Origin of the sequence: Ancylobacter sp., from assembly GCF_965279025.1 — a bacterium.
Classification (GTDB): domain Bacteria; phylum Pseudomonadota; class Alphaproteobacteria; order Rhizobiales; family Xanthobacteraceae; genus Ancylobacter.
This window is the reverse complement of sequence record NZ_OZ257132.1, coordinates 2,565,707-2,590,908: the sequence shown is the minus strand read 5'-3', so window position 1 is coordinate 2,590,908 and position 25,202 is coordinate 2,565,707. Positions and strand designations below refer to the sequence as shown.

The 25,202-nt window shown below is 67.9% G+C and carries 28 protein-coding genes; 14 read left to right on the top strand and 14 right to left on the bottom strand.

All coding sequences use genetic code 11. The features are described 5' to 3' along the window. Window positions 1-76 precede the first annotated feature (76 nt). From cofC to ACQY76_RS11875, 11 genes are all read right to left on the bottom strand, one after another. Window positions 77-742 (bottom strand): 2-phospho-L-lactate guanylyltransferase, encoded by a 666-nt coding sequence (gene cofC / locus ACQY76_RS11925; RefSeq protein WP_428028955.1) that lies wholly within the window; start codon window positions 740-742, stop codon window positions 77-79. Further along, window positions 739-1,689: a 2-phospho-L-lactate transferase gene (cofD, locus tag ACQY76_RS11920; RefSeq protein ID WP_428028954.1), complete on the bottom strand. Its 951-nt coding sequence runs from the start codon at window positions 1,687-1,689 to the stop codon at window positions 739-741. The genes cofC and cofD overlap by 4 nt, the downstream gene beginning before the upstream one ends. Next, entirely contained in the window at window positions 1,686-2,459 is a 774-nt protein-coding gene (cofE, locus tag ACQY76_RS11915; protein WP_428028953.1) for a coenzyme F420-0:L-glutamate ligase, read from the bottom strand. Before cofE ends, cofD begins: the two co-directional genes overlap by 4 nt. A 3-nt stretch (window positions 2,460-2,462) precedes the next feature. Beyond that, window positions 2,463-3,500: a glucose-6-phosphate dehydrogenase (coenzyme-F420) gene (gene fgd, locus ACQY76_RS11910; protein ID WP_428028952.1), complete on the bottom strand. Its 1,038-nt coding sequence runs from the start codon at window positions 3,498-3,500 to the stop codon at window positions 2,463-2,465. A 62-nt stretch (window positions 3,501-3,562) separates the two neighbouring features. Beyond that, window positions 3,563-4,018, bottom strand: a complete 456-nt coding sequence (locus ACQY76_RS11905; RefSeq protein WP_428028951.1) for a type II 3-dehydroquinate dehydratase — start codon at window positions 4,016-4,018, stop codon at window positions 3,563-3,565. Window positions 4,019-4,044: 26 nt separating this feature from the next. Beyond that, window positions 4,045-4,674: a glutathione S-transferase N-terminal domain-containing protein gene (locus ACQY76_RS11900; protein WP_428028950.1), complete on the bottom strand. Its 630-nt coding sequence runs from the start codon at window positions 4,672-4,674 to the stop codon at window positions 4,045-4,047. Next, window positions 4,671-5,096, bottom strand: a complete 426-nt coding sequence (locus tag ACQY76_RS11895) for a GlcG/HbpS family heme-binding protein (protein WP_428028949.1) — start codon at window positions 5,094-5,096, stop codon at window positions 4,671-4,673. The genes ACQY76_RS11900 and ACQY76_RS11895 overlap by 4 nt, the downstream gene beginning before the upstream one ends. Window positions 5,097-5,253: 157 nt before the next feature. After that, the gene (locus ACQY76_RS11890) at window positions 5,254-5,931 is read right to left on the bottom strand and encodes a DUF1028 domain-containing protein (protein WP_428028948.1); all 678 of its coding nucleotides are present in this window, start codon (window positions 5,929-5,931) and stop codon (window positions 5,254-5,256) included. Window positions 5,932-5,941: 10 nt separating this feature from the next. Continuing rightward, window positions 5,942-6,364, bottom strand: coding sequence for a RidA family protein (locus tag ACQY76_RS11885; protein WP_428028947.1), 423 nt, complete (start codon window positions 6,362-6,364; stop codon window positions 5,942-5,944). 43 nt (window positions 6,365-6,407) lie between these two features. Further along, a complete protein-coding gene (locus tag ACQY76_RS11880) occupies window positions 6,408-6,899 on the bottom strand; it encodes a flavin reductase family protein (RefSeq protein WP_428028946.1) in 492 nt (163 codons plus the stop codon). Window positions 6,900-6,909: 10 nt separating this feature from the next. After that, window positions 6,910-8,391 carry a 4-hydroxyphenylacetate 3-hydroxylase family protein gene (locus ACQY76_RS11875; RefSeq protein WP_428028945.1) on the bottom strand — a complete coding sequence of 494 codons (1,482 nt, stop codon included), beginning with the start codon at window positions 8,389-8,391 and terminating at the stop codon, window positions 6,910-6,912. A gap of 89 nt (window positions 8,392-8,480) precedes the next feature. Between ACQY76_RS11875 and ACQY76_RS11870 the strand changes: the two genes are divergently transcribed. The 7 genes from ACQY76_RS11870 to ACQY76_RS11840 all read left to right on the top strand — a co-directional run bounded on the left by ACQY76_RS11870 (window position 8,481) and on the right by ACQY76_RS11840 (window position 15,722). Continuing rightward, entirely contained in the window at window positions 8,481-9,425 is a 945-nt protein-coding gene (locus ACQY76_RS11870; protein ID WP_428028944.1) for a LysR family transcriptional regulator, read from the top strand. A gap of 127 nt (window positions 9,426-9,552) precedes the next feature. Next, window positions 9,553-10,155, top strand: coding sequence for a HutD/Ves family protein (locus tag ACQY76_RS11865; RefSeq protein ID WP_428028943.1), 603 nt, complete (start codon window positions 9,553-9,555; stop codon window positions 10,153-10,155). 181 nt (window positions 10,156-10,336) lie between these two features. Next, window positions 10,337-11,272, top strand: coding sequence for a 2-hydroxyacid dehydrogenase (locus ACQY76_RS11860; RefSeq protein WP_428028942.1), 936 nt, complete (start codon window positions 10,337-10,339; stop codon window positions 11,270-11,272). Window positions 11,273-11,377: 105 nt separating this feature from the next. Next, window positions 11,378-12,409, top strand: a complete 1,032-nt coding sequence (locus ACQY76_RS11855; RefSeq protein ID WP_428028941.1) for an extracellular solute-binding protein — start codon at window positions 11,378-11,380, stop codon at window positions 12,407-12,409. Between the two features lie 502 nt (window positions 12,410-12,911). After that, entirely contained in the window at window positions 12,912-13,769 is an 858-nt protein-coding gene (locus tag ACQY76_RS11850) for an ABC transporter permease (RefSeq protein WP_428028940.1), read from the top strand. An 11-nt stretch (window positions 13,770-13,780) separates the two neighbouring features. Next, a complete protein-coding gene (locus ACQY76_RS11845) occupies window positions 13,781-14,587 on the top strand; it encodes an ABC transporter permease (RefSeq protein ID WP_428028939.1) in 807 nt (268 codons plus the stop codon). Window positions 14,588-14,618: 31 nt separating this feature from the next. Continuing rightward, window positions 14,619-15,722, top strand: a complete 1,104-nt coding sequence (locus ACQY76_RS11840; protein ID WP_428028938.1) for an ABC transporter ATP-binding protein — start codon at window positions 14,619-14,621, stop codon at window positions 15,720-15,722. 15 nt (window positions 15,723-15,737) lie between these two features. Here ACQY76_RS11840 and ACQY76_RS11835 read toward each other — a convergent pair whose 3' ends face one another. Continuing rightward, on the bottom strand, window positions 15,738-16,652 hold the full coding sequence (locus tag ACQY76_RS11835) for a LysR substrate-binding domain-containing protein (RefSeq protein ID WP_428028937.1): 915 nt from the start codon (window positions 16,650-16,652) through the stop codon (window positions 15,738-15,740). A 115-nt stretch (window positions 16,653-16,767) separates the two neighbouring features. Here ACQY76_RS11835 and ACQY76_RS11830 point away from each other — a divergent pair, with 115 nt between their 5' ends. From ACQY76_RS11830 to ACQY76_RS11820, 3 genes are all read left to right on the top strand, one after another. Then, entirely contained in the window at window positions 16,768-17,568 is an 801-nt protein-coding gene (locus ACQY76_RS11830) for a type 1 glutamine amidotransferase domain-containing protein (RefSeq protein ID WP_428028936.1), read from the top strand. A gap of 68 nt (window positions 17,569-17,636) precedes the next feature. Beyond that, window positions 17,637-17,945: a putative quinol monooxygenase gene (locus ACQY76_RS11825; protein ID WP_428028935.1), complete on the top strand. Its 309-nt coding sequence runs from the start codon at window positions 17,637-17,639 to the stop codon at window positions 17,943-17,945. A 12-nt stretch (window positions 17,946-17,957) separates the two neighbouring features. After that, the gene (locus ACQY76_RS11820; protein WP_428028934.1) at window positions 17,958-18,986 is read left to right on the top strand and encodes an aldo/keto reductase; all 1,029 of its coding nucleotides are present in this window, start codon (window positions 17,958-17,960) and stop codon (window positions 18,984-18,986) included. On the opposite strand, the gene ACQY76_RS11815 is transcribed toward ACQY76_RS11820, so the two are convergent. Next, window positions 18,970-19,872: a proline iminopeptidase-family hydrolase gene (locus ACQY76_RS11815; protein ID WP_428028933.1), complete on the bottom strand. Its 903-nt coding sequence runs from the start codon at window positions 19,870-19,872 to the stop codon at window positions 18,970-18,972. The genes ACQY76_RS11820 and ACQY76_RS11815 overlap by 17 nt on opposite strands. Window positions 19,873-19,967: 95 nt before the next feature. Beyond that, window positions 19,968-20,729: a LuxR family transcriptional regulator gene (locus ACQY76_RS11810; RefSeq protein ID WP_428028932.1), complete on the bottom strand. Its 762-nt coding sequence runs from the start codon at window positions 20,727-20,729 to the stop codon at window positions 19,968-19,970. A 119-nt stretch (window positions 20,730-20,848) separates the two neighbouring features. Between ACQY76_RS11810 and ACQY76_RS11805 the strand changes: the two genes are divergently transcribed. From ACQY76_RS11805 to ACQY76_RS11790, 4 genes are read left to right on the top strand one after another with little or no spacing between them, the layout of a single operon-like run. Next, on the top strand, window positions 20,849-21,736 hold the full coding sequence (locus ACQY76_RS11805) for a proline iminopeptidase-family hydrolase (protein ID WP_428028931.1): 888 nt from the start codon (window positions 20,849-20,851) through the stop codon (window positions 21,734-21,736). A 2-nt stretch (window positions 21,737-21,738) separates the two neighbouring features. After that, window positions 21,739-22,677: an ABC transporter permease gene (locus ACQY76_RS11800; protein ID WP_428028930.1), complete on the top strand. Its 939-nt coding sequence runs from the start codon at window positions 21,739-21,741 to the stop codon at window positions 22,675-22,677. A gap of 50 nt (window positions 22,678-22,727) precedes the next feature. After that, window positions 22,728-23,510, top strand: a complete 783-nt coding sequence (locus tag ACQY76_RS11795; protein WP_428032996.1) for an ABC transporter permease — start codon at window positions 22,728-22,730, stop codon at window positions 23,508-23,510. Next, the gene (locus ACQY76_RS11790) at window positions 23,507-25,180 is read left to right on the top strand and encodes a dipeptide ABC transporter ATP-binding protein (protein WP_428028929.1); all 1,674 of its coding nucleotides are present in this window, start codon (window positions 23,507-23,509) and stop codon (window positions 25,178-25,180) included. Before ACQY76_RS11795 ends, ACQY76_RS11790 begins: the two co-directional genes overlap by 4 nt. Window positions 25,181-25,202 lie beyond the last annotated feature (22 nt).

The window sequence follows — 25,202 nt, the reverse complement described above, 5'->3', positions numbered from 1 at the left end:
ATAACTTAGGACGAAGCCGCCCTTGAGGCCGCCGGGCCTGCACAAATCGTCACCTCGCGCGCCACCCTTGCACCGATTATGAGCAGCCCGCCGCGGCGAGCAGCCGGCCCGTCTGCGAGGAGGCCGACGGGCTGTGAAAACCGCGCAGATCCCCCGGTGTGTCGATGTCGCGGGCGAAGCCGGGAAACCGTGCGGGGTCGTGGACCTGCGGCACGATGCCGAGGGCCCGCGCGCCGGCCCGGTGCCGCGAAAGGCTCAGGGGTCCGAAGCAGACATTCATCGCCTGCGGCGGCGAAACCAGCAGCGCATTGGTGCCCAGCCCGTCATGCGCCGGCACGAGGCTGACCGCAGGCGAGGCGGCATGTAAGGCGACCAGCGCGTCGATCTCGGCGGACGTCACCGTCGGTATGTCGCCGGGCACGACAAGCATGCCGGCGCATCCCTGCGCTGCAAGCACGGCCGCCGCCGCCATGACCGCAGGGTTAAGGCCGGCGGGGTGCTGTTCCACCAGAAGCCGCCCGCCATAGTGCTGGGCAAGCTGGCCGGCCTCGGGGTCGGCGGTGATGACGGCAAAGCCCGCCAATGTCCGGGCTCCGCCCACTGCTGCCAGCACGTCGCACAGCATGGCACGTGCCAACCGGCGCCGGAACGTTGGCGCGAACTCGGGGGCGAGCCGCTGCTTGGCGAGGGCAAATGGCTTTACCGGCACGACGGCCCAGATGCCGCCCTGCCCCGCACTCACCCGCGCGGCTCCGCCAGAGCCTCGGCAACGGCGAGTACAAAGCGGGCGAGGCGCTCCTTGTCGTCGAGGCCCCGCATCAGGGTCGGCGTCGCGACAATGTCGAGCCCGGCAATGGCAAGACCGGCGTCGGCCTCGTCGATCACGAAGGCATCGATCAGCCCTTCATAATGGCGCGCAACCGTCGCCGCGCTCGGCTCCAGCCCGAGTTCGGCCATCATCTTGGCGGTCGGTCCTTTCACCGCCTGCCCGGCGATGATCGGCGAGATGGCGATGACAGGAGCGGCGCATTCGGCAAGCGCCTTCCGCATGCCGGGCACGGCAAGAACGGGATCGACGCTGAGATAGGGATTTGACGGGCACAGGATCACCGCGCGGAGCGTGGGATCGGCGAAGGCCGCCACCGCTTCCGGCGCCATGCGCGCGTCGTCAGCCCCGACGAATTCCAGGCCGCTCACCCGAGGCTCGCAGCGCCGCCGCACGAAATAGTGCTGGAAATCCAGCCACCCCTCATCGGTCGCCACCCGGGTCGCGACCGGCTCGTCGCTCATCGGGACGATGAGGGAGGAGATGCCGAGCCGGCGTCGCAGCCCGTCCGTCACCTGCGAGAGGCTTTCGCCCGCGCCGAGCCGCCGCGTGCGCTCGACATGGATGGCAAGATCGCCATCGCCAAGCTGGAACCAGGTTTCGCCGCCCAGTTCGGCGAGAGCGCGCATGAATGTCCATGTCTCATCGCGCCGTCCCCAGCCCTTCACCGGATCGTCGAGGCCGGCCAGCGTGTAGAGCAGCGTGTCGATGTCGGGGGAAACATGCAGCCCGAGATGGCGGAAATCATCGCCGGTGTTGGCGATGATGGTGAGCGCGCCCGGCGCCGACACGCGGTGGAGACCGAGCGCCAGCTTGGCGCCGCCAATGCCGCCGGAAAGTGCGATCACCCGCCCGCCGCTCATCGGAACAGATCCTCGGCCTCGGGCCGGATGAGCTCGCTCGCCGGGCTCGCCGGCGCGCTCCAGCACAGGCCGCGCATGAGAACAGCCGGCCGGCCCTCATCCGCCTGCCCCATCAGCAGCGAGGCGGCGGCGGCGATTTCGTCGGCAAAGCCGATCATGGTGACCTGCAACGCCCGGCCGAACAGATCCGGCTCGCCCCGCCGGTCGACCAGCGCCGGCAGGCCCGCCGAGCCGATCGCGATCCCCGTGGTGCCTCGCCGCCACGGACGGCCGAAACTGTCATTGATCACCACGCCGATCTCCGCCCCGCTTATCTCGCCAAGTCGCGCGCGCAGGGCCTGCGCGCTTGCGTCGGGGTCCTGCGGCAGCAGCAGTGCCACCTCCCCGCCGCCGGCCGCCACATTGGACTGGTCGATGCCGGCATTGGCCATGATGAGCCCCAGACGATGCTCGACGATCAGCACATGCGGGCGGGCGCGCACCACGCGCCGGCTTTCGCGCAGCACCAGCTCAACCAGCCTCGGGTCCTTCAGCACCTGCGCGGCCAGCGCCCGCGCCTCGGGCGAAGGTTCCACCCCCGCGAGGTCCACCCGCCGCCCTTCGGCCTTGGAGACGATTTTCTGCGCCAGCACGACGACGTCGCCATCCTGGAGCCGTTGGCCGGCCCGCGCCACCCCCTCGGCAACGAGACCCGCGAGGTCGTCGCCCGGCACCACCAGCGGGAAGCCGGGCAAGGCGATGAGTTCGATGCGGGCGGGGAACTCCACCATGGGTCAGCCGAACGCCGCGCGCAGCTTCGGCAGCACGGTGCGGGAATAGAGCTTCAGGAAGCGCTCCTGGTCCTCCCCGGGAGCGTGAAACACCAGATGCCGGAAGCCAAGTTCGACATAGGGGCGGATGCGCTCCACATGCTCGTCGGCGTCGTCGGAGACGATCCAGCGGCTGGCTGCCCGTTCCACCGGCAGCGCATCGGCCAGGCGCTCCATCTCGATCGGGTCCTCGACCGAGTGCTTTTCCTCCGGCGAGAGCGCCAGGGCCGCCCAGTTTCGCGTGTCGGCCAGCGCCCGTGCCTTGTCGGTGTCGAAAGACACCTTCATCTCGATCATCCGGTCGTAATCGCCGGCAATGTCGCGGCCCGCCTCTTCGAGCCCGGCGACGACGTTGGGCAGCAGCGTGTCGCGGTAGAGGTCCCGGGCCTTGCCGCTGGTGCAGATGAAGCCGTCACCGACCCGCCCGGCGAACTTCGCCACCATCGGCCCCGCGCCGGCGATGTAGATCGGCACCGGCTGTTCCGGCCGGTCATAGATGGTGGCGCGCTCGGTCCGGTAGAACGCGCCCTCGAAACTCACCCGCTCCTCGGTCCAGAGCTGGCGGATCAACCGCACCGCCTCGCGCAGCCGGGCGAAGCGTTCCTTCATTTCCGGCCAGGGAGCGCCGGTGGCCGGAACTTCGTTGAGGGATTCACCGGAGCCGACGCCGAGAACGACGCGGCCGGGATAGAGCTGGCCGAGCGTGCCGAAGGCCTGGGCGACCATGGACGGGTGATGCCGGAAAGTGGGGGTGAGGACGCTCGTTCCCATCACGATGCGCGAGGTGGAGGCGCCCAGCGCGCCGAGCCAGGCGATGGCGGACGGCGCGTGGCCGCCGGTGTGGCGCCAGGGCTGGAAATGGTCGCTGACGAAGACGGAATCGAAGCCGCACTCCTCTGCCAGCACGGCATAGTCCAGCAGTTTGCGCGCATCGAACTGTTCCGCCGACGCCTTGTAGCCGAGCCTGAGCATGATCACCCCACCGTCCAGAGGGCTGATCATAGAGTCATATTAGAGTGCGGCACAATATGTTAAATTATATTGATATTACAGTATATTGAAGATCAGCACCCGCGCCGCACATGCGCGATCAGCGCCGCGACGGCGACCGCGTACCCCTCCGGCCCGAGGCCGATGATGCAGCCTGTCACCGCAGCCGCCAATGGCGCGTGGTGGCGGAACGCCTCGCGCTTGAAGACATTGCTGACATGCACCTGAAAGGCGGGCTTCGCCACGGCCGACAGGGCGTCGAGGAGAGCGATCGAGCTATAGGACAGGCTGCCGGCGTTGATGACGATGCCGTCCGCCTGCGTCCGCGCCTCCTGGATCCAGTCGACCAGCACGCCCTCATGGTTCGTCTGGCGGAAATCCACCGTCGCATCAAGGGCTTGCGCCCGCGTCCGGCAGTCCGCCGCAATGTCGTCGAGGGTCAGGCTGCCATAGGGGCCGGTGGGGTCGAGGCCGTAGAGATTAGTGTTGGCGCCGTTGAGGACGAACAGGCGAACAGGCGACAGGCTCATGATCTTCCACGCATTTTCGGGATCTGTCAGGCCGCGCGCTCATGCGGGCGGGTGGCGGCCATGGCGGGGCGTTCCTCAAAGGCGGCGAACCATTCCGCCGTCGCCGGACGGCCCTCGCGCCAGCCCATTTCGGCGTAGCGAAAGTCGAGATAGCCGAGCGCGCAGCCGAGGGTGATGAGGCCGATGTGGTGGAGTGTGGGGCCGATGACGCCAGTGTGTGCAGCCTGCTCGATCGCGTCGAGCCCGCCCGCGATCTTGGCCATCTGCGCCTGCGACCAGTCCGGCCAGCGCAACTCGGCGGGGCGCATCACGCTCTCATAGCGGTTGCCGACGGCGGCATCGAGCAGCCCGTCGCCGAGCGCCTGCAGGGTCAGCGCCTGCCAGCGTGCCGGGCCGGGCGCCGGGAACAGCGTGGTATCGCCGGCGAGGTTGGCGAGATATTCGCAGATGACCGCGCTGTCATACAGCGCGGTGCCGTCGTCCAGCACCAGCGCCGGGATCTTGCCGAGCGGGTTGAGCGCGGTGAGCGCCGGGTCGCGCTGCAGCGGGCTCGCGGCGTTGAAGACGATCTCGATCCGCTCCGTGAGGCCGGTCTCCAGCGCGACGACCATGACCTTGCGCACGAAGGGAGATGTGGGAGCGTGCAGCAGCTTCATGGGATCTGGTCCTGCGCCCCGATGGCGGCAAGGCCGGCGCGGGCCACCGCGACATCTTCCGCCCCCTTGCCCGAGCCCACCCCGATGGCGCCGACGCAGACGCCGTCGAAGATGATCGGCAGGCCGCCCTCCAGATTGGTGAGGCGCTGGCCGGCGGCGAGCGAGAGCTTGACCTCGTCGGCGGGGTTCAGCCTCGAACTCGGCTGGCGGTGCGAGGCGGCGGTGATCGCCTTCGACAGCGAGGTCTCGCGCGACAACAGCTTGGCGCCGTCCATGCGCACGAAGGCGAGCGGGTTGCCGCCTTCGTCGACGATGTTGATGTTCTGCGGCACACCCATCTCGGTGGCCTTGGCGACGGCGGCAGCCAGCATCTTCAGCGCCCCCTCATGGGTGAGCTTGAGGCTCGGTCGGGTCACGGACATGGCGCCTCGCTAGGCTGGTGGGAGGGGGCTAAAACAGCGTCATCCCGGACGGGCCAGCGGCCCGAGCCGGGATCGATGGAAAAGGGCGAGCGATCCCGGCTCGGCGCGCCTGCGGCGCTTGGCCGGGATGACGGAACGGCACACGGAAGCGCCCCCCTCACTCATCCCCCGGCACGCCGTAGGAAGGCGCGGTGGAGGGGTCGAGCGCGCGGGTCACATAGGCGTCCATCTGCGGCTTCCAGAGCTCCCACAGCTCGGCCAGGGCGCCGATCGGGTCGGTCTCGTGCCAGTCGATGCGTAGATCGGCCACCGGCCACGCCACCTCGTCGACGATCAGCATGCCGACCGAATGGACCGGCCCTTCTTCGCCGCCAGCATCGAGCGCCGCCTTCATCGCGGCCAGCAGGCGGTCGCCGAGCGGGTCGTCAAGGGCGGCTGCGAAGGCATCCACCATCGCCTGCGGCACGCGGGTCGAGGACAGGAGGTTGCCCGCCGCCACCACGCCGGGGCCTTCCGCGATGATGTGGGTGCCCAGCGTCCGCGCGCCGGAGAAGCCGGCCGTGCGGCCTGCGGCGTCGACCAGCGCGATCTGCCGATAGTCGATATGCGCACCCTCCGCCCGCAGCCGCGCCAGCGCTTCCGGCGCCGAGAGGCCCGACGCCATCAGGTCCAGCCCGCGCGGGCCGAGGGTGGGGTCGGTGATGTTCTGCGTCGCCACCGCACCGACCCCGGCACGGGCATGGGCGCAACGCGCCGCCACGCAGGGCGAGGAGGAGGAAACGGCGATGCCGAACCGGCCGGTGCGGGCGCAGCGCGCCGAAATCGAAAAGGTCATGCGCGCGCCCTCACGCGGCGTCGGGGATGACGGCGGTGACTTCGATCTCCACCACCCATTCCGGCCGTGCCAGAGCGGGAACCACGAGGCCGGTGGAACAGGGGAACACGCCCGCCAGCCACTTGCCCATCTCCAGATACACCGCCTCGCGGTAACGGATATCGGTGAGATAGACGACGATGCGGCAAATATGGCTCATCTCGCTGCCCGCCTCTTCCAGCAGCATCTTGATGTTGGCCATCGCCTTGGCGGTCTGCGCGCCGGCGTCGCCGACATGCAGGCTCTCGCGGCTGTCGAGGTCCTGCGACACCTGCCCGCGCAGGAACACCATGGTCCCGCGCGCCACCACGCCCTGCGAAAGGTCGTTGTTCAGCTTCTGCTCGGGATAGGTCTCCTTCGTGTTGAAGGGGCGGATGCGCTTATGCGTCGGCATGAAGGCGTCTCTTTGCTCGAGAAGGACAGGACAGGTGAGGCGCTCACGCCACTTCAAGCCGGCGATAGCTGCGGTTGGAATAGACCAGCGGATGCTCGGCATGGGTTTCCATCGCCACCACGTCGCCGGCGATGATGCGGTGGGTGCCATAGTCGAACACATTAGCCAGCCGGCAGTCGAAGCGGCACAGCGCGCCCTGCAGCACCGGCGCGCCGGTGGCCAGCCCGTCCCACTCGCCGGCGCCGAAGCGGTCGTCGCGCAGTTCCGGCACCAGGCCGGCGAAGCTGTCGGCCACCCGCTGCTGGCCCTGCGCCAGAATGTTCGCGGCGAAGACGCCATTGGCCAGCAGTACCGGCAGGCAGCGGCTGTCGCGGTGCAGGCAGAACAGCAGCGAGGGCGGCTCCAGCGAGAGCGAGGACAGGCTGGAGACCGTGACGCCGACACGGCCATGCGCCCCGTCGCTCGTCACCACGGTCACGCCGGCTGCGGTGCGGCCCATGGCGTGACGAAAAGCGGCGGGGTCGATGGCGTGCATCGCAATGCCCTCAGTTCTTGCCCGGAACCTTGTCGCCCAGTGCCTTGTCGCCCATCACCTTGTCCGACAGGCCGGCCGATTTGCGCACGAAATCGAGCGGGCCGGAGAAGTCGAAGGCGTTGTAGACCGCGTTCAGATGATTGAAGTGCGGCGCCTGCGCGAACTGCACGAAGGTGAGCCGGTGGCCGGCATAGTCGGAGTTGAGCAGGTCGCGGGCGAAGGCCAGCAGCTTGCGGCGATCCTCCGATTCCCACTGCTTGTTCAGCGTGTAGAACTTCTTCAGCCAGTCGCCCGAGCCGGCATTGTGGAAAGCCGCCGCATTCGGCGTGACGCAGATCTGCCCGCCACACAATTCGCGGGCGATGTGCATCATCGCCGGCAGGTTGGAGCAGCCATGGACGCGGCCGGCATAGAGAAGCGACTGGTTGGGCATCAGCAGCCCGCCCGGGCTCTTCTCCGCCAGCGCGATGGAGGCGGTGAGATGGGCGTTGATGCCCTCGCGATAGACCACGAGGTCGGCCAGCTTTTCACGCACCGATTGCAGCTTGTCGAGCCCGGTCTGCTTGGCGTTCCACATCGCCGCGCCGATCATCATGTCGGCGACGTAGAGCAGGCGGTGGACATAGGGGAACGCCGAATAGCGGTGCAGGGTGGCGCGGATGTACTGGGCCGCCTTGGTGTGGCGGTAGAAGAACACGTTCTCCCACGGGATCAGCACGTTATCGAAGATGACGAGGGATTCGACCTCGTCGAACCGGTTGGCCAGCGGGTAGTCCTTCGGGTCGGTGCGGCCGGCGAAGGAGGAGCGGCAGATCTGCTTGACGCCCGGCGCGCTCATCGAGATGACGCCGCCCACCGCGTAGTCCGACAGTGTCTCGTTGGTCCAGGCGCCGACGGTGGGCTTGAGGAAGGCCTGGTCGGCATAGGCGGCGGCGGTCTCGTATTTGGCGCCGCGGATGACGATGCCGGCATCGGTCTCCTTCACGACATGCACCATCATGTCGGGGTCCTGATCCTGCGGCGGCAGCGAGCGGTCGCCCTTGGGATCGGTGTTGGCCGAGATGTGGAAAATGTCGTTGTCGAAGATGTTCTGCACATGCTTGTCGACATTGTCGGCGAAGCGCGGGTCGAACTCGGCCAGCACGTCGCGCCCGTCGATGAGCGACCAGACTTCGCCGATGGTCTCGTCGCCGACGCGGGTGACGACGCCGCCAATGTCCTTCATCACGAGATCGACGGCCTCGACCTTGTCGTTCCAGTCCTTGGTCTCGCGCGGCGGCTTGTAGAAGATGGTGTTGCGCTTGTTCTCTTCCACATAGGTCAGGCGGTCCTGATAGGCCGCCTCATGCGCCATGTCGTAGATGCGCGCGCGTACATCGACGATCGGCTTGAAGGAGGGGTGCGTGGTGACATCCTTCACCCGCTCGCCGTCCATCCAGATTTCGCGGCCGTCCTGCAGCCCCTGCCGATATTCCTGGCCCGTGCGGATCATAGAAGCATCCTTTTCCTGTCAGGAAATATTGCGTGGGGTCGATAGATCGGTAAAATATTTTGATTCATTCTTCGGCATAGAAAATCCTGATGAACATCTCTCTGCGCGCCCTGCGCTACGTCGTGGCCACCGCCGATTTCGGCAATCTGACCGAGGCCGCCCGGCATCTGCACGTGTCGCAACCCTCCATCTCGGCGGCCGTCGCCCAGTTCGAGGCGGAGTGCGGCGTGCAGGTGTTCGTGCGGCACCATGCAAAAGGCGTGACGACCACCATCGCCGGCACCCGCATCGTCAACGAGGCGCGGCTGCTGCTGAACCATGCCCGCGATTTCGGCCAGAACGCCCGCGCCATGGCGGACGAGGTGCGCGGCGAGATCGCGGTCGGGTGCTTCTGGACCATCGCCACCCATTTCATGCCGGGGCTGCTCTCCGCCTTCGCGGAGTCGCATCCGGGCATCACGGTCGGCCTGGACGAGGGCGACCAGCAGCAGATTCTCGACGCCGTCGTCTCCGGCCGCACCGAAATGGCGCTGTCCTACGCGTTCGCCCGGCCGGAGGAGGTGATGGCGGAATCGCTCGCCGAGCTGCCGCCCTACGCCGTGCTGCACCCGGACCATCCGCTGGCGCAGCGCGAACGCATCAGCCTGGCGGATCTGCGCGACGAGCCGTTCATCCTGCTCGACCTGCCGCATTCGCGCGACTACTTCATGGGCCTGTTCCGCTCGGTCGGGGTGGAGCCGAACATCGCCTTCCGCTCGCGCGCCTATGAGCTGACGCGCGGGCTCGTCGGCCATGGGCGCGGCTACACCATCCAGAATGTGCTGCCGCGCACCCAGATCACCCATGATGGCGGGCGCGTCGCCTCGGTGCCGCTGACCGACAGCCTGCCGCCGGTGCGGCTGGTGAGCCTGCGGCTGCGGCGCCAGAACTCGCGCCCGGCGGTGGAAGTGTTCGCCCGTCACCTGAAGGCGGCCTTCTCGCCCGGCGGCATTTTCGAGCCCGGCACGCTCTCGCCACGGTCGACGGTGCGCTAGGCGCGATAGGGCGCGCCTATTCAAGGCATCGGCAATCTGTTTTCCATCCTTGCGCCAGCGCATTGCCTGAGTGGCCGACACCTCTCTAGAGCATGAGGGCATGCATCGAGTGCAGGAGCGAGGGGCGATGGGCGCGCTGCGGATAATCAGGCCTGCCGATTACAGCCGGGTGCCGTGGAAGAACGGCGGCGGCATCACCGAGGACGTGCTGCTGCTGCCGGAAGGCAGCTCGCACGATGATTTCGACGTGCGCATTAGCCTGGCGCCGATCGTCGAGGAGGGGCCGTTCTCCTCCTTCCCCGGCATAGACCGCCACATCACCCGGTTGAGCCGCAACGGCCTCGGCCTTGCCTTCGCCAATGGCACGCGCGCGCTGGCGCGGCTGGAGCCGCTCTATTTCGACAGCGTGCAGCAGCCGCGCTCGGTGCTGCCGGACGGGCCGGCCTGGGTCATCAACGTGATGACGCGGCGTGGCCGCTGGAATGCGCAGGTTATGCCAGCCGCCGCCGCCAACGGGCCGCTGCTCGCGGCGCCGGAAGGCGGCATGGTGATCCTCCACGCGGTGACCGGCGTCTGGCAGGTGGGCGATGCCGCCGGCGCGGTGCTGGTCCACCCCGGCGAGACCATGGTCGCCGGCGACGAGCCGACGCTGCGCGTCAGCTGCGATCCCACCGGCGAAGCGCTCATCGCCTTCCTCGCGCCCACGGGGGCCCGCGAAAAGTCTGCATAGATTTCTTCTATGTTATGTAACGGGTAAAAGTATTTTTCGATCCAATCTTCGCGGCGCACCATTTCCTCACAGGAAAAATAACAAAGCCTTCGGAGACGGGATTGATGAAGCGTGGACATGTCCGGTGGCATGTGCCGGCCGCGCGTGGCCGTGGCATGCCGACGTTGCGTCAGGCGCCCTCATGAGCCGCGATGCACTGGTGTTCTACAGCCCGGTCGACAATGCGCGCGACTGGCGCGAGGCGCTCGAAGCCGAACTGCCGGACCTCGATTTCCGCGTCGACCCCGATATCGGCGATGCGGCGGACATCCGCTACGCCCTGGCCTGGATCCCGCCAAAGGGCTTTTTCGCGCGTTTTCCCAATCTGCAGCTGGTCACCAATCTCGGGGCCGGCGTCGATGCGCTGGTGCGGCGCGACGACCTGGTGCCGGTGAAGTTCTCCCGCCTGTCCGACCCCGGCATGGTGGCGATGATGACCAGCTATGTCGTCTTCGCCGTCACCCGCTACGCCCGCGACATCCCGGTCTTCGAGCGCGCCAAGAAGCGCGGCGAATGGGACTACGTTCACCCGCGCGCGCTGTCCGAGATCAAGGTCGCGGTGCTGGGCCTTGGCGAACTCGGCGGCCCGGCCGCCCGCACGCTTGCCTCCCTGGGCTTCACGGTCAGCGGCTGGTCGCGCACCGCCAAGGACATTCCCGGCGTCGCCTCCCACACCGGCCGGGACGGGCTGGATGAGGTGCTGGCGGAGAACGAGATCATCGTCAGCCTGCTGCCGCTGACCCCGGACTCGCGCGGCCTTCTCGACGCCGAGGCATTCGCCCGGATGCCGAAGGGCGTGAAGTTCGTCAACGCCTCGCGCGGGGCCGTGGTCGACGAGGTGGCGCTGATCGCCGCCTTGCGCTCCGGCCATGTCGGCGAGGCGACGCTCGACGTCTTCGAGACCGAGCCGCTGCCGAAGGGCCATCCCCTGTGGAGCCTCGACAACGTGCTGATCACGCCGCACCTCGCCAGCATCACCGTGCCGAAGCTGGCGGCGCGCGACGTCGCCGAGAGCATTCGCCGCGTGCGGCAGGGATTGCCGCCGCTGCACGAGGTCGATCCCGTCCGCGGCTACTGACTCGGGCCGTGCCGCACCAAGACGAACCTGCGCCAAGCGCGTCCGCATGAAGGCGCGCAGCCGGAAACTCCGGGCGGTTCGCCGCCCCAATCACAGAGGTGGAATATGAAGAAGCTTCGCGTTGCCCTCGGGGCCCTGGCCATGCTGGCCGCCGGTGCCACGACCGCCGCCCATGCCCAGGAGAAGCTGGTGGTCAGCACCTGGGGCGGCAACTGGAAGGCCGGCGTCGAGATCGTCGGCAAGGAATTCACCAAGCGCACCGGTGTCGAGGTCGAATATATCACCGGCGGCACGCTGGACCGCCTCGCCAAGGCAAAGGTCGCGCGCGACAACCCGGAATCCGACCTGATCAACACCACCGCCCATGTCGGCTATCTCTATTATTCCGACGGGCTGATGGAAAAGCTCGACTGGACCAAGCTGCCCAACTCCGAAAAGCTCTACAAGCTGGCCAAGCGCTCGGACTACACGGTGGCGGACTATGTCTATGTCTACACCCCCGCCTTCCGCACCGACCTGATGCCGAAGGACTTCAAGATTTCCAGCTGGGAAGACCTGTGGGGCGCGGAAGTGGCCGGCAAGCTCGGCCTGCCGGATTTCGACCCCAGCCACGTCATCATCGCCGCCACCAAGCTCGCCGGCGTGACGCCGGACCAGTGGGAGCAGGTTCAGCCCAAGCTGCTTGAACTGAAGAAGAGCATCAAGGCCTTCTACCAGTCGGACGCCACCAGCCAGAACCTGATGCGTACCGGCGAGACCCCGGTGCAGGTGCTGCTCAACATCAACGGCTACCACCTCGAAAAGCTCGGCATGCCGGTGAAGATCGAGGTGCCCAAGGAGGGCGCGGTCGCCGGCACCGATGTGTGGGGCATCAATGCCGGCTCCAAGAAGAAGGAGCTCGCCCTGCAGTTCCTCAACATCGCGCTGGAACCGGCGATGCTGGCGCAGCTGTGCAACTTCCACAAATGCTCGCCGATGACGGCGGACGCCAAGCTTGACCCCGAAGTCGCCAAGCTGCCCGGCATCTTCACCAGCGAAGAGCAGATCATGAAGGAAGCCATCGTGATCGACGACAAGACCTACGCCACCCTGCTGCCGCAGTGGAAGGCGTGGTTCACCGAGAACATGATGCATTGATCGACGGCGCGACTTCCCGGCCGCAGCAAAGCAGACTGTGCCGAAGAGTCTTGCGCTGGGTCCCGGATCGGCACGGCGGCTTCGCCGCCGCTGGTCCGGGACACGGTTTCCGCCAAGCCGCACCACGGTTTCCCGGACAAGCTGCGCACCGCGCAGCGCCGATCCGGGACCCGGGAGAAACTCATCGGCACACGCCGAAGCGGGACCCGCTTAACACCGTCATGGCCAGGCGAGGCCCGGCATGACGGCCTTCGGGGGCGATGCCCACCACAGCGTCATCCCGTCCGCAGCAAAAAGAGACTGTGCCGAAGAGCAGAGACTTTGCCGAGAGCTCTTTCACTGGGTCCCGGATCAGCGCTTCGGCTTCGCCTCAGCTTGTCCGGGACACGGTTTCCCGGACAAGCTGCGCGCAGCGCAGCGCCGATCCGGGACCCAGGAGAAACCCTTCGGCACATGCCGAAGCACGCACCACCAAGCCAACCGCCCCAATCATTCGAGCCACATGATCCAGCGCCGCCCGTTCTTCATCACCTTCCTCGCCCCTGCCGTGCTCACGGCGGTGATCCTGGCGGCGGCGCTGTTCGAGGTGCTGCAGTACAGCGTGCGCGAATTCGTGCCCGGCTCGCTCAATGTCGGCGGCTTCACCCTGGAGAATTTCACCCGCATCAACCGGCCGATCTATTGGTGGGTGCTGGCCGACACCTTCTATATCAGCCTGCTGACCGCCCTCTTCTCGCTGCTGCTGAGCTACCCCGTCGCCTTCGCGCTGGTGCGGGCGAAGCGCGACTGGGTGCGCTCGCTGCTGGTGTCGCTGTCGATCACCCCGCTGTTCACCGGCGAGATCGTGCGCACCTTCTCGTGGATGCTGATGCTGGGCTCCGACGGCTTCATCAACTCCATGCTGCGCAAGCTCTCGCTGATCGAGATGCCGCTGCAGATCATGTACACGCGGCTAGGCGTGGTGGTGGCGCTGGTGCAGTTCTCCATGCCGGTCATGATCATCCTGCTCGCCACCGCGATCAGCCATGTCGACCGCGACTGCGAGAAGGCCGCCGCCAATCTCGGCGCCAGCCCCGGCGCGGTGTTCTGGCGCATCACCCTGCCGCTCACCCTGCCGGGCATCCTGTCGGGCATCGTCGTGGTGTTCGCCTGGACCATGAGCGCGTTTTCCACCCCGCAGCTGATCGGCGGCGGCAAGGTGCTGATGATCTCCAACCTCGTCTATCTCCAGGGCTTCTCGGTGCTGAACCTGCCCTTCGCCGCGACGCTGAGCCTGATCGCGCTGATCGCCGCGCTCGGTAGCCTCGTGCTGATGAAATCCCTGACCGGCCGCCTGGAAAAGCGGCTGGCGGTCCGTTGAGGGGGCCCGTGATGACCTTTGCCAAGCTGCGCTCTTTCGGCTTCTGGAGCCTCGTCACCGCCATCCTCGCCTATATGACGCTGCCGACGCTGGTGGTGCTGATGACCTCGGTGAACCCCACCGAGATCCTCGCCTTCCCGCCGGAGGGCATCTCTTTCGCCTGGTACGAGAAGGCGCTGACCTATCCGGACTTCCGGCGCGCCTTCACCAACGGGCTGATCGTCACCAGCCTTGCCTCGACGGCGGCGCTGATCGTCGGCTCGGCCTTCGCCTGGCTGATCTACCGCTACACGTTCCGCGGGCGCGGGGTGCTGGAGGCGGTGCTGTGGTCGCCGCTCATCATCCCGCACTTCACGCTCGGCTTCGGCTTCCTGCTGCTGGGCGGGGCGTTCGGGCTGCAGCAGGGCTATGGGATGATCGTGCTGGCGCACATGGTGCTGGTGATGCCTTTCGTCACCCGCGCGGTCTATGTCAGCCTCGCCACCATCGACCCCAACCTCGCCCGCGCCGCCGCCAATCTCGGCGCCTCGCCCTTCCATGTGCTGACGCGGATCGAGCTGCCGCTGGTGCTGCCGGGCATGGCCGGGGGCTGGCTGATCGCCGCCGTGCTGTCGCTGACCGAGTTCACCGCCTCGCTCTATGTGACGGGCAGCCGAACCCAGACCCTGCCGGTCGCCATGTACAACTACATCCGCGAATATGCAGACCCCACCGTCTCGGCGGTATCGGCGATGCTGATCATCGTCACCACGCTCATCATGTTCATCGCCGACCGCGCCTTCGGCCTGCGCCGCGTGCTGGCGATCGACACCCACTGACACGACAGCCGACATGCCGGAGCCGACGCCCATGAGTGCCCCCCGTCCCGCCGCCCCCGCCGCCGTCGAGCTTGTCCGGGTCCGCAAGGAATTCGGCAGCGCGGTGGGTGTCGCCGACGTGTCGCTGACCATCGGCAAGGGCGAGTTCCTGACGCTGCTCGGCCCGTCCGGCTGCGGCAAGTCCACCCTGCTCGGCATGATCGCCGGCTTCCTCACCCCCACCGCCGGCAAGATCGTGGTGGACGGGGCCGACATCACCGATGTGGAGCCCTACCGGCGCGACATCGGCATGGTGTTCCAGTCCTATGCGCTGTTTCCGCATATGAACGTGTTCGACAACATCGCCTTCGGCCTGCGCATGCGCAAACTGCCGAAGGCGGAGATCGCGAGCGAGGTACGCCGGGCCGTCGAGATGATGAAGCTGCAGGGCTTCGAGGAGCGGCGGGTGCGCCAGCTTTCCGGCGGCCAGCAGCAGCGCGTGGCACTGGCCCGTGCCATCGTCATCCGCCCCAAGGTGCTGCTGCTCGACGAGCCGCTCTCGGCGCTCGACAAGAATTTGCGGGCGCAGATGCAGGTCGAGCTGTCCGACCTGCACCGCAAGACCGGGCTCACCACCATCTTCGTCACCCATGACCAGGGCGAGGCGCTGAGCCTTTCCGACCGCATCGTGGTGATGAACCGGGGCGAGGTGCAGCAGGTGGCGACGCCGATCGAGCTTTACCGCACCCCTGCCAACGGCTTCGTCGCCTCCTTCATCGGCGAGATCAACGCGCTGCCGGTGGCACGCTATGAGCGCGACGGTGCGGAGGCGGCGCTGGTGCTGCCGGGTGTCGGCCGGCTGGTGGCGCCGGCCCGGGCGGACGGCACCTTCGTCCATGGCAGCGAGGTGCGGGCCTTTCTGCGCCCCGAGCATGTGCGGCCGGCCCTGCCGGGCGAGGCCGGACCCAACATCGTGCGCGGCGTGGTGGCGGCGCATATCTACCAGGGCTCGCACACCATCACCCGGGTGGAGGTGGACGGCGTCGGCCTCATCGAGACCCGGGTGACCGGTGCCGACATTGTCGGCGCACACCCCGTCGGCACGCCCATCGCGCTGGTGCTGGACATTGCGGAGGCTGTGCTGCTGGCGGCCTGAACGCCGGCATGGGGATCAGGCGGGGGCGGCCGCCACCATCTCGCTCGCCAGTTCGGCGATCAGCGCCCGCAGCCAGCGATGGGCGGGGTCGTGCCGGTAGCGCACATGCCACGCCATCTCCACCGGGAAGGTGCCGAGGTCCACCGGTGCCTCGACGATCTTCAGCCGGGCATCGCGGGCCAGGCGCTGGCAGATCATGCGGGGCAGCGTGGCGCAGTAATCGGTGACGGCGATCATTTCCGGCACCGCCAGGAAATGCGTGACCGACACGGCGACGTGGCGCACCAGCCCCGCGCGCTCCAGCGCCTGGAACAGCCCGGCGCGCAGCCTCCCTGGCGGCAGCACGTTGACATGGCGCAGCGCCTCGAACTGCGCGCGTGACAGGCTGTCGCCAATGTCGGGGTGGTCCGCCCGCACCACGCAGGCGAGGCCGTCATCCACCAGATGCTGCACCACCAGATTGTCCGGCGGATCGATGAAGCGGCCGAGCGCGAGGGCCGTGATGCCGGAGACCACGCCGGTTTCGACGAGGTCGCTGCCATAGGGCCGCAGACGCAGCTGGATGCCAGGCGCCCGCTGGCGCAGCCGGGCAACAAGGGCAGGCACCAGCACGAACTCGACATAGCCGTTGGGCGAGATGGTCAGGAGGCGCTCGGCGCTGGCGGGATCGAAATCCTGCTGCCCCAGCACCGCGTTGTCGAGCCGGGCCAGCGCCTCGGCGATCACCGGCGCCAGTTCGAGCGCGATCGGCGTCGGCTGGATGCCGTAGCGCTCACGCACGAAGAGCGGGTCCTGCAGCATAGCGCGCAGCCGCGACAGCGCATTGGACATGGCCGGCTGGGTCATACCCAGCCGCTCGGCCGCGCGGGTGACGCTGCGCTCCTCCATGAGGGCGACGAAGATCGGAAGGAGATTGAGATCGTAGCGCATGAGTTATGCTCTCATACGTATATCTAAAATCATAGAAATAAACTTCTGCAATATCTTGGCGCCCGTCATGTTGAAGCTGTCCAGACGGACACTACTCAACCGACAGGAGGCCGCCATGGCCAAGGGAACAGTGCTCTTCATCGGCTCCAATGCCACCCGCATCGAAATCCAGGGCGGGCGCTGGGGCGCCACCGGGCAGTATCTCAACGAGACGGTCGTGCCGGCCATGGCCGTGATCGCTGCCGGCTACGAGGTCGTGCTGGCCACGCCGGACGGCACCCGGCCCCCTATCGACGCGGCCTCGGATTCGGCGACGCATTTCGAGGATGACGCGGCGGCCCATCAGCGTGCGCGCAGCTTCTACGACACGCACCCGGCGATGAACGAGGTGCGCACGCTCAGCGAGGTGATCGCGGAAGGGCTGGACCGCTATGCCGGCGTCTTCGTGCCCGGCGGCCAGGCGCCGGTCGTCGACCTGATGCAGGATGCCGATCTCGGCGAAATCCTTCGCCACTTCCACGACCGCGCCAAGCCGACGGCGCTGCTGTGCCACGGGCCCATTGCCGTGGCCGCCGCCATGCCGCATGCCCGTGAATTCCGCGCCGCGCTGATCGCCGGCGATGCCGCCAAGGCGGCCGAATGGGCGAAGGGCTGGCCCTATGCCGGCTACCGGATGACCGTGTTCTCGGCGAGCGAGGAAAAGGTGGTCGAGGACTATATCCTGCACGCCAAGATGTATTTCGACATGCCGGCGGCCCTCGGCGCGGCGGGCGGCGATGTCGTCACCACGCCGGTCGATTTCGAGCCGCATGTGGTGGTCGACCGCGAGCTGATCACCGGCCAGAACCCGCGCTCGGACCACCCGATCGCCGCCACCTTCGTCGCCGCGCTCGACCGCGCGCAGGTTGCGGCGTGAGATCGCGGATGACCGGGGGGGCGCTGCGTCCGCGCCCCGCCGGCCCGCTCATTTCGAGGGGCAAGGATATGACGATCCCGATCAAGATCGTGGCGCTGCTCTCCGCCCGCAGCGGCAAGACGGAGGAACTCCAGGCGCTGCTGCAGGGCATGGCGGCGGCCAGCCGGGCGGAGCCGGGCAACCGGCGCTACGACCTCTGGCAGGACAGCGCCGAGCCGTCGCGCTTCGTGCTCGACGAGCTTTATGCGGACCTGCCGGCACTCGCCGCGCACCGCGCGACACCGCATTTCCAGGCCTATCTCACCCTCATCGGCGCGCTGGCGGAACGTACCGCGCTGGTGCTCGCCCCCGTGGACGTCGACGTCCACGTCGCTTGAAGGATCGCCCCCATGGCACTCAAGAAATTTCTCCCCGGCAGGCTCGGCTTCGGCGCGGCGCCGCTGGGCAACATGTTCCGCGACATTCCCGAGGCGGAAGCGCTCGCCACCGTCGAGGCGGCGTGGGCGGACGGCATACGCTATTTCGACAACGCGCCCTTCTACGGCGCCGGCCTCGCCGAAATCCGCATGGGCGAGGCGCTCGCCGGCAAGCCGCGCGACCAGTACGCCATCAGCACCAAGGTGGGCCGCCTCATCCTCGACGAGATGGAGGATGTATCGGCCCGCGACCAGGGCGAGAAAGGCGAGGTGTTCAAGTTCGGCCGGCCCAACCGCATCGTCAACGACTATTCCGGGGACGCGACGCTGCGCTCGATCGAGGACAGCCTGAAGCGGCTGAAGACCGACCGCATCGACATCGCCTTCGTCCACGACGTGGCGCAGGATTTCTACGGCGACGAATGGCTCGCCATGTTCGAGAGCGCGCGCAAGGGCGCATTCCGCGCGCTCGACCGCCTGCGCGACGAGGGGGTGATCGGCGCCTGGGGCCTCGGGGTGAACCGGGTGGAGCCGATCGAGCTGCTGCTCGGCCTCGACGGGCCCCGACCCGACGCCTTCCTGCTCGCCGGACGCTACACGCTGCTCGACCATGACCGGGCGCTGCAGCGGGTGATGCCGATGGTGGCCGAGCGCGGGCTCGGCATCGTCGTCGGCGGGCCCTACAGCTCGGGCGCGCTGGTGGGCGGGCCGCATTTCGAATACGCGCCGGCGACCCCCGCCATCCTCGCCAAAGTGGCGGCGATCAAGGCGATTGCCGACCGCCATGGCGTGAGCATGAAGGCCGCCGGCCTGCAATTCGCCCTCGCCAACCCGGCCGTTGCGGCGGTCATCCCCGGGGCCAGCCGGCCGAGCCGGATCGCCGAGGACAGCCGCGCGCTGGCCGAGAACATCCCGGCCGATTTCTGGCGCGAGCTGCGCGAGGCCGGGCTGGTCAACCCAGCAGCGCCATTGCCGGCCGGCCCCTTCAGTCCTGCGCCGTGAGGAAGTCCGACACGGTCTTCAGGCAGGCGTCCTTTTCCTCCACATGCGGCATGTGGCTGGAATCGGGGAACAGCACCCAACGGATGTCGGGCACCTTCTCGACATAGGGGCGCACCACCTCGGGCGTCGCCTCGTCATGCGCGCCGGAGATCAGCAGCGTCGGCACCGCGATGGCATGCAGACGCTCCTCGATGGTCCAGTCCTTCATCGTACCGATGACGTGGAACTCGGTCGGGCCGTTCATGTGGCGGTAGACCGTGTTGTCCGCGTCCATCGCCGCGAAGGTGCGGGCGACATCGTCCGGCCAGGGCGAGACGCGGCACACATGCCGGTCGTAGAACACGCGCGAGGCGGCGATGTAGTCCGGGTCCGTCAGCGTGCCGGCGGCCTCGTGCGCCAGCAGCGTCGCCTGCACCTCTTCCGGCAGTTCGCGGCGCAGGCGGTTCGCCTCGGCGACCCAGGTGTGCATGTTGGCGGGGGAATTGGCGATGACCAGCCCCTTCAGCCCCTCGGGCCGGCGCACCGCGTGCTCGGCCCCCAGCATGCCGCCCCAGGACTGGCCGAGAAAGGCGTAGCGCCCGGCGATGCCCAGATGCGCCAGCAGGGCGTCGAGCTCGGCGAGGAAGAGGTCGACGGTCCAGAATTCCGGCCCCTTCTCCGGCAGATGGGTGGATTTGCCATTGCCGAGCTGGTCGTAATGGATGACCGCGCGGCCATCGAGCGCGGCGATACCCTTGAAGGAATCAACATAATCATGGGTGCAGCCCGGCCCGCCATGCGCCACCACCAGCGGCAGGCGGGGCCCAGCGAGATCGCCGGTCACGCGGTACCAGGTCTCGTCGTCACGGAAGGGCATACGCCCTTCCACGCTCGCCACGGCGCTCATGCCGATCTCCCTTGCGGCCGTCTTGGAGCCTCGGAAAATAGGCAGTCGCGCCGGCCTGCGGCAGCTATCAGAAGTGATAGGCGGGAGCCGGGGGCTCAGTCGAGCAGCCGCAGCCGCGCGGCGCGCACCGCCGCCTGGGTGCGGTTCTTCGCCTCCAGCTTGCGCATGGCGGCGTTGAGATGCATCACCACGGTGGGCACGGAGCGGCCGAGCGCGCGGGAAATCTCCTTGGCCGAGAGCCCGTCGGCGGCGTAGCGCAGGCATTCGCGCTCCCGGGAGGTGAGGCGCGGCAGCCCGTCCAGCCGCCGGTCCTCGCGCAGACCGCCCGCCGCCGCGTGCTGGAACAAATGGGCGAGCAGGCCGAAATCGCCGAGGCAGCCATGCGCGTCGCGCTCGGAGAGGTGCCCGTCGGCGCAGCGCAGGCCGGTGACGGTGGCGTAGTCGCCGCCCGGCAGATGCACCGGCACGGTGACGCCGGCGCTCATCCCCCGCTCGGCGAGGAAATCGGCCACGGGGGCGCTGTCCTCATTCATGAAGGCGCGGATCAGCGTCTCGGCGCGCGGGTCGTAGTTCCACACGAAGGGGCGGGTGGTGCCGAGCGCCACCTTCTGCACCGGATCGAGCCGGAAATAGCCGCGCCCGAACCAGTAGTCGCGCATGGTCTCGTCGACATTGCGCAGCTCCAGAACGGAGGGCAGCATCTGCTCGCCGCGCAGGTCGTAGCGCGCGGGGGTGTAGTCATAGATCAGCGCGTCGAAGCCGAAGGCGCCCATCGCCTCGAACAGCAGGTCGACCTGCGCGCCCAATGTCGACGCCGCGCCGAGGCGCTGCTCCATCGTCCCGATGTCGGCACCCATCGCCGCGCGTCCTTTTGTGGTGTGCGGGGTGCAACCTATCACTTCTGATAGCTGGTTTGGACTCACGATTTCTCTAGGAATTGAGCATGCCTTTTTGTTGAGCAGGAACGGGCCGGACGATGTGGCGGGAGATCGAGCCGCATGAGCGGCGTGAGGTAAGGATCGGCGACCACCGCGTCGTGGCCTATATCTTCGGCACCGGCGAGGAGACCGTGCTGCTGCTCAATGGCGGGCCGGGCCTGCCCTGCGATTATCTGCGCGAGGCGCATTCCTGCCTGATCGACCAGGGGTACCGCGTCGTCACCTTCGACCAGCTCGGCACCGGCGCCGCCGACCGGCCGACCGACCCGGCGCTGTGGACCATCGCGCGCTATGTCGAGGAGACCGAGACGGTGCGGGTCGCGCTGGGGCTGGGCAAGGTGCATCTGCTCGGCCATAGCTGGGGCGGCTGGCTCGCCATCGACTACGCGCTCACCTATCCGCAGGCGCTGAAGAGCCTGATCCTCGCCGACACGGTGGCGGACATGCCGCATCTGGTGAGCGAGCTGGAAAAGCTGCGCGCCGCGCTGGGACCGGAAACGGTGGCGATGATGCAGAAGCACGAGGCGGCCGGCACCTTCGACCACCCGGAATATCAGGCCGCCATCACCCTGCTGAACTACCGCCATGTATGCCGCCTGCCGGAATGGCCGGCACCGGTGCAGCGCTCGCTTTCAGACTGGAACATGGGCCCCTATGTGGCCATGCAGGGGCCGAACGAGTTCCTCTACACCGGCAATCTCAAGGACTGGAACCGCATCCCGGACCTGCCTGATATCACCGTGCCGACGCTCATCGTGGTAGGCGAGCGCGACGAGCTGACCCCGGCCTGCGCCATGCGGATGAAGAACGCGCTGCCGGATGTCCGCATCAACGTCGTCGCCAATGCCAGCCACATGCCGTTCTATGAAAACCCGTCGGGCTATTACCCGGTCTTGCTCGACTTCCTCGCCAGCGTATCGCGATAGAGATGCACCGCTACTCCTTCATCCTGACGCGTCCGCTGCAATTCGTGCCGGTGGTCTTCGGCGTCAGCCTCATCACCTTCATTCTGGTGCGGATGATTCCCGGCGATCCCGCCCGCGTGCTGCTGGGGGCGCGCGCCACGCCCACCGCCATCGCCAATATCCGCGCCCAGTACGGTCTCGATGAGCCGATCTGGCTCCAGTATTTCTATTTCCTGCGCAACCTCGCCCATGGCGAAATGGGCATGTCGATCGTCTACCGCATCGACGTGCTGCGGCTGATCGGCACCCGCATCGAGCCGACCTTCGCGCTGGTGCTGTGCAGCGTGGTTCTGTCCATCCTCATCGCCGTTCCGCTTGCCGCGCTCGCCGCCCGCAACCAGGGGCGGCCGGTCGACCACGCCATCCGCATCGTCTCCACCTTCGGCATCGGCTTCCCGCCGTTCTGGCTCGGACTGATGCTGATGATGCTGCTGGCGGTGAGATTCCCAATTTTTCCGGTCTCCGGCTATGGCGACACGCTGGGCGAGAAGCTCGCCCACCTCGCTTTGCCCTCGCTGACCATCGCGCTGTCGCTGTCCACCGTGCTGCTGCGCTCGCTGCGCTCGGCGATGGTCGACTGGCTGAAATCCGACGTGGCCACCGCCGCCCGCGCACGCGGCATGCCCGAGCGCATCGTGTTCTGGCGCCATGTACTGCCCAATGCCATCGTGCCCTCGATCAACCTGCTGGCGGTGAACATTGGCTGGCTGATCGGCGGCACGGTGGTGATCGAAACCATCTTCGCGCTGCCGGGCATGGGGCAGCTGCTGGTGCGGGCCATCTTCTCGCGCGACTACATGGTGGTGCAGGGCGTCGCCATGGTGTTCGCCTGCGCCACCGTGCTGGTGAATTTCCTCGCCGATATCGCCACCGTCGCCGCCGACCCGCGGGTGAAGCTGTGAGCGCCCTGCCCGCCGCGCACCGCCGGCCGCGCACCCGCAACCTCACCCTTGTGGCGGGGCTGTGCATCCTGGGCGCCTTCGTGCTGGCCGCGCTCGCCGCGCCACTGATCGCGCCCTATGACCCGATCTACCAGGATGCCGCGGCGCGGCTGCAGGAGCCTTCGCTGCTGCACCCCTTCGGCACCGACAATTTCGGCCGCGACATCCTCTCGCGCGTCATCTACGGCGCGCGGGTGGACCTGCAGATCGCGGTGATCGGGGTGTTCTTCCCGCTGGTCATCGGCACGGTGATCGGCGCGCTGGCGGGCTTCTTCGGCGGCATTGTCGACGCGCTGCTGATGCGGCTGATCGACATCATCCTCGCCTTCCCCTTCCTGGTGCTGATGCTCTCGATCATCGCCATTCTAGGGCCGGGGCTTTCCAGCTTCTACATCGCCATGGCGCTGGTCGGCTGGGTTTCCTATGCGCGGCTGATCCGGGCGCAGATATTGGTGCTGAAGAGCGCCGACTACGCGGTGGCGGCGGTGAGCCTCGGCTTCTCCCGCCCGCGCGTGCTGTTCCGCCATCTGCTGCCCAATGCGGTCGCCGGCTCGCTGGTGTTCTGCATGTCCGACGCGGTGCTGGTGCTGCTGTCCGGCGCGGCAATCTCCTATCTCGGCCTCGGCGTGCAGCCGCCCACCGCCGAATGGGGCATCATGGTCGCGGAGGGCCAGGCCTTCCTGTCGCAGGCCTGGTGGATCACGCTGTTTCCCGGCCTCTCCATCGTGCTGCTCGCCTTCGGCTTCTCGATGATCGGCGATTCGCTCGGCGAACTCATGGGGGTGCACGAATGAGCACGCCCGGCGCGCCGCTGCTCTCCGTCCGCGACCTTTCCGTTGCCGTCCATGCCGAGGAAGGCACGCGCACCCTCATCGACCGCGTGTCGCTCGATCTCGGCAAGGGCGAGATACTGGGCCTCGTCGGTGAGAGCGGATCGGGCAAGAGCCTGTTCTGCCGCGCCCTGATCCGCCTGCTGCCGTCGCGCGCGCTCGCCGTCACCGGCGGCACGGTGATGCTGGGAGGGCGCGACCTGCGGAGCCTCGGCGAGGAGGAGATGGGGGCCGTGCGCGGCGCCTCCATCGGCATGATCTTCCAGAACCCGTCGAGCCATCTCGACCCGGTGATGCGCATCGGCGACCAGATCACCGAAGGGCTGATGTTCCACCGCCGGCTCGACCGTGCCGCCGCCAAGGTCGAGGCGATGGCGATCATGGAGCAGGTCGGCTTCGCCGATCCGGCCCGCCAGTTCGCGAGCTACGCACATGAATTTTCCGGCGGCATGCGCCAGCGCGCCATGATCGCGGTGGCGCTGGCCTGCGAACCGCAGATCCTCATCGCCGACGAGCCGACCACCGCGCTGGACGTGACCATACAGGCGCAGATCCTCGATCTGCTGATGGGGCTGCGGGAGAAGCGCGGCCTCGCCATCATCCTCATCACCCATGATCTCGGCGTGGTCGCCCAGACCTGCGACCGCATCGCGGTGATGCGGCAGGGCCGCGTGGTCGAGGTCGGGCCCAAGCGCGACATCCTCGCCCGGCCGCAGCACCCCTACACCCAGGCGCTGATCGCCAGCCATCCCTCGATGGAGGAGGCGCCGGCCTCGGCTCCCGCGCCGCAGGTGGCGCCGGCCCGGCGGCCGCTGGTCGAGATCGACGATTTGCATGTGCGTTTTCCCGTCAGCCGGGGGCTGTTCGGCCGCCGCCGCAGCTTCAGCGCGGTGGACGGGGTGTCGCTGCGGGTGATGCCGGGGGAGACGGTGGGCATCGTCGGCGAGAGCGGCTCCGGCAAGTCGACGCTGGCGCGCGCCATGCTCGGCCTGACGCCGGTCTCCGACGGCCATGTGACCTTCGACGGCGACAGCCTGAAGCTGAAGCCGGGCGCAACGCTCCACCGCCTGCGGCGCGAGGCGGCCATGGTGTTCCAGGATCCGTTCAACTCGCTCAATCCCCGCCTGACCATCGGCGAGACGCTGGCCGAGGTGCTGCGCGTGCAGGGCAAGATGGCTCCCGCCGCCATCCCGGCGCGGGTGGAGGAACTGCTGGCGCTGGTCGAGCTCGATCCCGCGCTGGCCGTGCGTCGCCCGCGCCAGCTTTCCGGCGGCCAGTGCCAGCGGGCCGGCATCGCCCGGGCGCTGGCGGTCGACCCGCGCCTGATCGTCGCCGACGAATGCGTCGCCGCGCTCGACGTCACCATCCAGGCGCAGATCGTCGCGCTGTTCCAGCGGCTGGTGACGACCATGGAGCTGACGCTGGTCTTCATCGCCCACGACCTCGCCATCGTCCGGCACCTGTGCGAGCGGGTGGTGGTGATGCACCACGGCCGCATCGTCGAGGAAGGCGCTTGCGCCGAGGTGTTCGCGCATCCGCGCGAGGCCTACACCGCCGCCCTCATCGCCGCCATTCCCGACATCGACCCGGACCGGCCGCTGCGCGCGCCGCCGGCAAGCGCCCTCAATGCCTGACCAACCCTCCAGAGGAAGACCG